The following is a 6,527-nucleotide window of genomic DNA, read 5'->3' as shown; positions in this document are numbered from 1 at the left end:
CCGGCGGGCGGGGTGGGCGGGACGACGTGGTCGAAGAGGCCGTCGTTCTCGTCGTAGTTGAGGATGAAGGCCGTCTTGCGCCACACCTTCGGGTTGGCGGCGATGGCCTCGATCTTCGACGCGACGAAGTCCGCGCCCGCGGCGGGCAGATAGTCCGGGTGCTCCGACTGGTAGCTGGTCGGCATGATCCAGCTCACCGCCGGCAGCCGGTCGTTGCGGGCGTCGTCCTCGAACGTGCCCTCCGGCTGCGGCCGTACCCCGCGCTCATAGAGGTCGGAGCCGGGCTGGGCGTTCTTGAACGTGGCGAACTGCTCCAGCAGGTTGCAGCCGTAGTCGTCGTCCTGCTGGTAGACCTTCCAGCTGACCCCGGCCGCCTGGAGCCGCTCGGCGTACGTCGTCCAGCGGTACGGCGTCGGGGCCGTGTTGCTGATGATCGGGCCGCCCTGGGTGCCGCCCGGGTCGATCGAACCGGACATCCACATCAGGCGGTTGGGCCAGGTGGGGCCGAGGACCGAGCAGAAGTAGTTGTCGCAGACGGTGAAGGTCTCCGCGAGCGCGAACTGGAACGGGATGTCCTCGCGCGTGTAGTACCCCATGACATAGGGGCCGTTGACACCGTCGGCCTTGCGGTGGGCGGGCAGCCACTGGTCCATCTTGCCGCCGTTCCATGCCTGGTGCTGCACGGACCAGGCATGGCTGGTGGACGGGATGGCCTGGGCGCTGGACTTGTGGGTGTCGAGGTGGAAGGGCAGCAGATAGCCCTTCGGGTTCTCGGCGTCGGGCTGGTAGAAGACGTTGCGCCCGGTGTCGAGCCGCCGCGCGTGCGGGTCGGCGAAGCCGCGTACACCGGAGAGCGTGCCGAAGTAGTGGTCGAAGGACCGGTTCTCCTGCATCAGCAGGACGACGTGCTCGATCTCGCGCAGGGAGCCGTGCCGGGGCGGTTCGGCGGCCACCGCCTTCTGCACGCTGGGCGGCAGGAGGGAGAGGGCGGCGGCACCGCCCACCACGCCGGCAGCCGAACCCAGGAGTCTGCGTCGCGTCAACTCTGCCATGAATTGCCCTTCTTGAGGGTTCTCGTGGACCAGACCAGCAGACACTCTCTACCCACGCCGATCGGCGTGGCAGAGCTCGGTGGTGAAAACGCGGCCAACACCTGGGGTCCCTTTAGGGAAGTCATGACATTGCGGCTTATGCCGAGACGACGTGGGCACCCGGCACGTCGAGTAAGGTCCCGGGGCATGAAGCTGGCGTTCTCCACTCTCGGTGTCCCCGGCCTGCCCGTCCCGGACGTCCTGGCGCTCGCGTCCGAGCACGGCTACCACGGTGTCGAACTGCGCGCCCATCCCGAGGAACCGGTCCACCCCGGCCTCTCCCCCGCCGAACGCGCCGATGTCGCCGCGCTGTTCCGCGGCTCCGGCATCGAACCGCTGTGCGTGGCCGGGTACGCGCGGGTCGCCGCGCCCGGTGACGACGCGGCGGTGCTCGGCGAGCTGCGCGGGCTGCTGCGGCTCGCCCATGATCTCGGCGCGCCCTTCGTCCGGGTCTTTCCCGGCGGGGAGGGCCCGCACGAGGAGGCCGACGCGATCGCGGCCCGGCGGCTCGGGACCGCCGCCGAGGACGCGTCCGCGCTCGGGGTGCGGATCCTGCTGGAGACCCATGACTCGCACCGCACCGGCGCCGACGCCATCCGGGTGCTGGGCCCGGTGGGGCATCGGCAGGTGGGGGCGCTGTGGGATGTGATGCACACCTGGCTGGGGGGCGAGCAGCCCGCGCAGACGTATGCGGCGCTCGCCCCGCAGCTGGGATATGTGCAGGTCAAGGACATCGCCTCGGCCGAGGACACCACCCCGCTGCCGCTCGGCGCGGGGGTACTGCCGCTCACCGAGTGCGTGGAGGTGCTGAGCCGGGGCGGCTGGGACGGCTGGCTGTGCTGGGAGTACGAGAAGCGGTGGTACGAGCAGGCCGCCCCGCTGCCCGGCCTGCTCACCGCGGGCCGCGATCATCTCGTACGACTGCTCGGCGAGGCGGCGTAGCCCGGTGGACCCCCGTCGGGCGCGGCCCGGCGGGGATCCGTCCGTCCCAGCAGGCCAGGCCGTCCTAGTAGGTCAGGCCGTGCCTAGTAGGTCAGGCCGTGCCTAGTAGGACAGGCCGTGGCCGATCGGGTACAGGACCTTCGTCGGGTCGTCGGCCCGCTGCACCGGTACCGGGAGTTTGCCGCGCGGCTTGACGCGGCCCGCGATCACCTTGGCGGCGGCCCGGAGTTCGACGTCGGTCCAGCAGTACGACGCCAGGCAGGCCCGGACACCGGGGAGTTGGGCGATGTCGTACGGGTTGCGCACGGCGAGCGCCACCACGGGCTTGCCGGTCGCCAACAGGCGTTCCACCAGGGTGCGTTGGGAGCTGTTCGCGCTCACGTTGTAGGTGCCGACCACCACCGCGTCCGCGTCCTGGGCTGCGGCCACCGCCCGGTCGATGGCCGCCGCGGACGGACTCGTGCCGGTCGGCAGCGCGGTGGCGGTGAAGCCCGCCTCGGTGAGGGCGGCGGCCAGGACGCCGGTCGGCGGCCCTGTCGTACCGGACGGGGAGTCCGGGTCGGCGCCGACCACCAGGAGGCGGGGCTGGGTGTGGCGGTTCAGGGGCAGGGTGCCGCCCTCGTTGACCAGCAGGGTCGTCGTGCGCTCGGCGATGCGGTCGGCCGCGGCCAGATGGGACTTGGTGCCCACCGCGCGGTCCACGCCCTTCCGGTCCACGTGGACGCCGTCGAAGAGGCCGAGCCGGGACTTCAGCCGCAGGATGCGCAGGATCGATTCATCGAGGCGGGCCTCGGTCAGCTCGCCGTCCTGGACGGCCTTCAGGACCGCGTTCCAGGCCGTGTCGATGGACGGCGGGTTGAGCAGCTGGTCCACGCCGGCCTTCAGCGCGAGCACCGGCACCCGGTCGTCGCCGTACTTGGTGCGCACGCCCTCCATGCCGAGGGAGTCGGTGATCACCACGCCGTCGTATCCGAGTTCACCGCGCAGGATGCCGGTGAGGATGGGCTCGGAGAGGGTGGCCGGGTCGCCGGAGTCGTCCAGGGCCGGGAACTCGATGTGCGCGGTCATGATCGAGTCGATGCCCGCCGCGATCGCCGACCGGAACGGCACCGCGTCCAGCTTCTCCCACAGCTCCCGGCTGTGCGTGATGACCGGGAAGCCGTAGTGGCTGTCGACGGCGGTGTCCCCGTGGCCCGGGAAGTGCTTGGCGGTGGCGGCGACCCGAGCCGACTGATAGCCCTTCACCTCGGCCGCGACCAGCTCCGCGACCGCCGCCGGGTCGGCGCCGAAGGAGCGCACCCCGATCACCGGGTTGGCCGGGTTGACGTTCACATCGGCGTCGGGCGAGTAGTCCTGGTTGATGCCGAGGGCGCGCAGTTCGGTGCCCGAGATCCGGCCGACAGTGCGTGCGTCGGCGGCCGAACCGCCCGCGCCGATCGCCATCGCGCCGGGGAAGAGCGTGGCGGGTTCGCCCACCCGGCACACCGCGCCGTGCTCCTGGTCGGTGGCGATCAGCATCGGCAGGCCGCGCGGCTCGTCCAGGGACGCCTTCTGGATGCCGTTGGACAACTCCGCGATCTGGTACGGGTTCTGGGTGTTGTGGGCCCAGGTGAAGTAGATGATCCCGCCGACCCGGTACTTCTGGACCAGCTCGGCCGCGGTGCGCACGCCCAGCTCGCTCAGGTTGGCGTCGATGTCGGCCTGGTCGGGGGCGGTGGCGGAGGCGCCGTAGACCCGCATCACGAAGAGCTGGCCGACCTTCTCCTGGAGCGACATCCGGGAGATCAGGGCCTTGAGGCGGCGCTCGTCGGGGGTGGCGGCGCGGGCCGTGGTGGGCACGGTCAGCGCGGCGGTGATCCCGGCCCCCGCGGCGAGGACGGTGCGCCGGGACAGCCGGGCGCCGCCCCCATCCCCGGTGTTTCCTGTGCCTCTCTTGCTGGTGTCGCTTCCCGTGCTGGTGTCGGGCACGTGCGCTCCTTCCCAGAGGAGAACTGCTGAAGGAAACTTCCAAGGAGTCACCAATATCCGGGAAGTTTCTTTCCGTCAAGGGAGCGCACAGCGGTCAGCGTGTCGACGCGGGTGGTGGTTCAGCAGAGGATCCAGCCCGAGCTGACGCTGTTCTGGCCGACCGCGCCGCGGATCCAGACACAGCGGTGCCCGGCGTGCACGGTCACCGGCCCGGCGTGGTGCAGATAGCGCCCGTTGTCCTTGGCCGGGCGGCTGCCGCGGGCCTGGACGCTGACCGACATCGCGCGGACGGTGCCGGGGCTGCGGGCGAGGGTCATGGCGCAGACGTAGTCGCCCTGCCGGTAGACGCGGGTGACGCCGGAGGCGAAGGAGAGGGTTCTGACCTGTTCCCCCGAGCAGCCGCTGGGCGCCGCCTGTGCGGTGCCGGCGGCCGCGAAGGCCAGCAGTCCGGCCGCGGCCAGCAGGACCGGACCGAGCGTGAGACGCCGGCGTATCGCACCACTTTCCACGTGTTCGTCCTCCCTGAAACGCGTCCAGGCCGTCCCCCGGCGGCCGTACGCATGTACGACGCAGGGGGTATGCCGGATGGTTGCACGATCGTCATCCGCGCGGATCAGCGGCATCCGCGCGGATTCGGCGGGGCTCAGAGGGCCGCGCCCACCGGCTCCTCCGGCTCGGAGCGCCCGGCGAAGGTCCGCCACAGCTCGGCGTACCGGCCGCCGAGGGCGAGCAGTTCCTCGTGCGTGCCGTCCTCGGCGACCCGGCCGTGGTCCATGACCACCACCCGGTCGGCGCGGGCGGCGGTGGTGAGGCGATGGGCCACCACCAGCGTGGTACGACGGCCGGCGAGGCGGTCGGTGGCCTGGTTGACCTGGGCTTCGGTGGCCAGATCGAGCGCGGCCGTGGCCTCGTCCAGGAGCAGGACGTCCGGATCGACCAGTTCGGCGCGGGCGAGCGCGATCAGCTGGCGCTGGCCGGCCGAGAGATTGCGGCCGCGCTCGGCGACCTCGTGCAGATAGCCGCCGTCGAGGGTGGCGATCATCTCGTGCGCGCCGACCGCCCGCGCGGCCGCCTCCACCTCGGCGTCGGTGGCGTCGGGGCGGCCGTAGGCGATGGCGTCCCGGACGGTGCCCGGGAACAGGTACGCCTCCTGCGGGACCACGCCGAGCCGGTGCCGGTAGGCGGTCAGGTCCAGGTCGCGCAGATCGGTGCCGTCGACGGTGACCCGCCCGGCCGTCGGGTCGTAGAACCGGGCCACCAGCTTGACCAGCGTGGACTTTCCGGCGCCGGTCTCACCGACGAAGGCGACCGTCTGGCCCGCGGGGATCGTCAACTCGACGTCGGCGAGGGCGGCTTCGTCGTCGCCGTACGCGAAGGACACGCCCTCGAAGGCGATGTCGCCGCGCAGCGACGTGACGTCACGCGGCTGCTTCGCCTCCTTCGTGGACGTGGGCTCGCGCAGCAGCTCCTGGATGCGGCCGAGGGAGACGGTGGCCTGCTGGTAGCCGTCGAAGACCTGGGACAGCTGCTGGACGGGGGCGAAGAAGAGGTCGATGTAGAGGAGGTAGGCGACCAGGGCGCCGGTGGTGAGGGTGGCGGCCTCCACCCGGCCCGCGCCCGCGATCAGCACGGCGGCCGCGGCGAGCGAGGACAGCAGCTGGACGAACGGGAAGTAGATCGATATCAGCCACTGGCCGCGCAGCCGGGCCGCGCGATAGCCGTCGCTGCGCCCGGCGAACCGCCGTCCGCCGTCCCGCTCGCGGCGGAACGCCTGCACGATCCGCAGCCCGGACACCGACTCCTGGAGATCGGCGTTGACCGAGGAGACGCGCTCGCGGGCGAGCTCGTACGCCTTCACGCTGGCCCGGCGGAAGAAGAAGGTGGCGATGATCAGCGGGGGCAGCGTGACGAAGACGACCAGGGCGAGCTGGATGTCGATCACCAGCAGGACGACCATGATGCCGAAGAAGGTGACGACCGAGACGAACGCGGTGACCAGGCCGGTCTGGAGGAAGGTGCTCAGCGCGTCCACGTCGGTGGTCATCCGGGTCATCACCCGGCCGGTCAGCTCGCGCTCGTAGTAGTCGAGGCCGAGCCGCTGGAGGTGGGCGAAGATCTTGAGCCGGAGCGTGTAGAGGACGCGTTCGCCGGTACGGCCGGTCATCCGGGTCTCGCCGATCTGCGCGGCCCACTGCACGAGCACCACCAGCAGGGCGAGCAGCGAGGCCGACCAGACGGCGCCGATGGCCAGCTTGGTGACGCCCGCGTCGATGCCGTGCCGGATCAGCACCGGCAGCACCAGGCTCGCGCCCGCGTCGACGGCGACCAGCGCCAGGCTGACCAGCAGCGGCAGCCCGAAGCCGTGCAGCAGCCGGCGCAGGCCGTAGGAGTCCTCGGGGCGTACCGCCTTGTCCTCGTCGACGTCGGGGGTGTCGGTGGCCGGGGGCAGGGCGTCCACCTGGGCGAGGAGCGCCGGGGTGGCGGGGGTGCCGGCCAGCGCCATGTCCTTGGGCGCGCGGTCGCCGG

The 6,527-nt window shown here is 71.7% G+C and carries 5 protein-coding genes; 1 reads left to right on the top strand and 4 read right to left on the bottom strand.

Annotation, left to right across the window (positions count from 1 at the left end; translation table 11 throughout):
• Nucleotides 1-1,052: alkaline phosphatase family protein (locus CCN72_RS32620; protein ID WP_086811805.1), on the bottom strand; the 1,052-nt coding region annotated here is incomplete at its 3' end.
• Nucleotides 1,053-1,238: 186 nt separating this feature from the next.
• On the opposite strand from CCN72_RS32620, the gene CCN72_RS32615 reads away from it, so the two are divergent.
• A complete protein-coding gene (locus CCN72_RS32615; protein WP_086811803.1) occupies nucleotides 1,239-2,033 on the top strand; it encodes a sugar phosphate isomerase/epimerase family protein in 795 nt (264 codons plus the stop codon).
• 102 nt (nucleotides 2,034-2,135) lie between these two features.
• Here the strand turns inward: CCN72_RS32615 and CCN72_RS32610 are convergent, their stop codons facing one another.
• From CCN72_RS32610 to CCN72_RS32600, 3 genes are all read right to left on the bottom strand, one after another.
• The gene (locus CCN72_RS32610) at nucleotides 2,136-4,001 is read right to left on the bottom strand and encodes a glycoside hydrolase family 3 protein (RefSeq protein WP_086811801.1); all 1,866 of its coding nucleotides are present in this window, start codon (nucleotides 3,999-4,001) and stop codon (nucleotides 2,136-2,138) included.
• 119 nt (nucleotides 4,002-4,120) lie between these two features.
• The gene (locus CCN72_RS32605) at nucleotides 4,121-4,510 is read right to left on the bottom strand and encodes a hypothetical protein (protein WP_086811799.1); all 390 of its coding nucleotides are present in this window, start codon (nucleotides 4,508-4,510) and stop codon (nucleotides 4,121-4,123) included.
• A 134-nt stretch (nucleotides 4,511-4,644) separates the two neighbouring features.
• Nucleotides 4,645-6,527 (bottom strand): ABC transporter ATP-binding protein (locus tag CCN72_RS32600; protein WP_143664277.1); only part of this gene is annotated, 1,883 nt, incomplete at its 5' end.

Origin of the sequence: Streptomyces murinus (genome assembly GCF_002154555.1) — a bacterium.
In the GTDB taxonomy this organism is placed as follows: Bacteria; Actinomycetota; Actinomycetes; order Streptomycetales; family Streptomycetaceae; genus Streptomyces; species Streptomyces murinus.
This window is presented reverse-complemented; position numbering and strand designations above follow the sequence as displayed.

Coding starts and splice junctions, on each gene's coding strand:
- CCN72_RS32615 (WP_086811803.1), top strand. CDS start 1,239: ATGAAGCTGGCGTTCTCCACTCTCGGTGTCCCCGGCCTGCCCGTCCCG.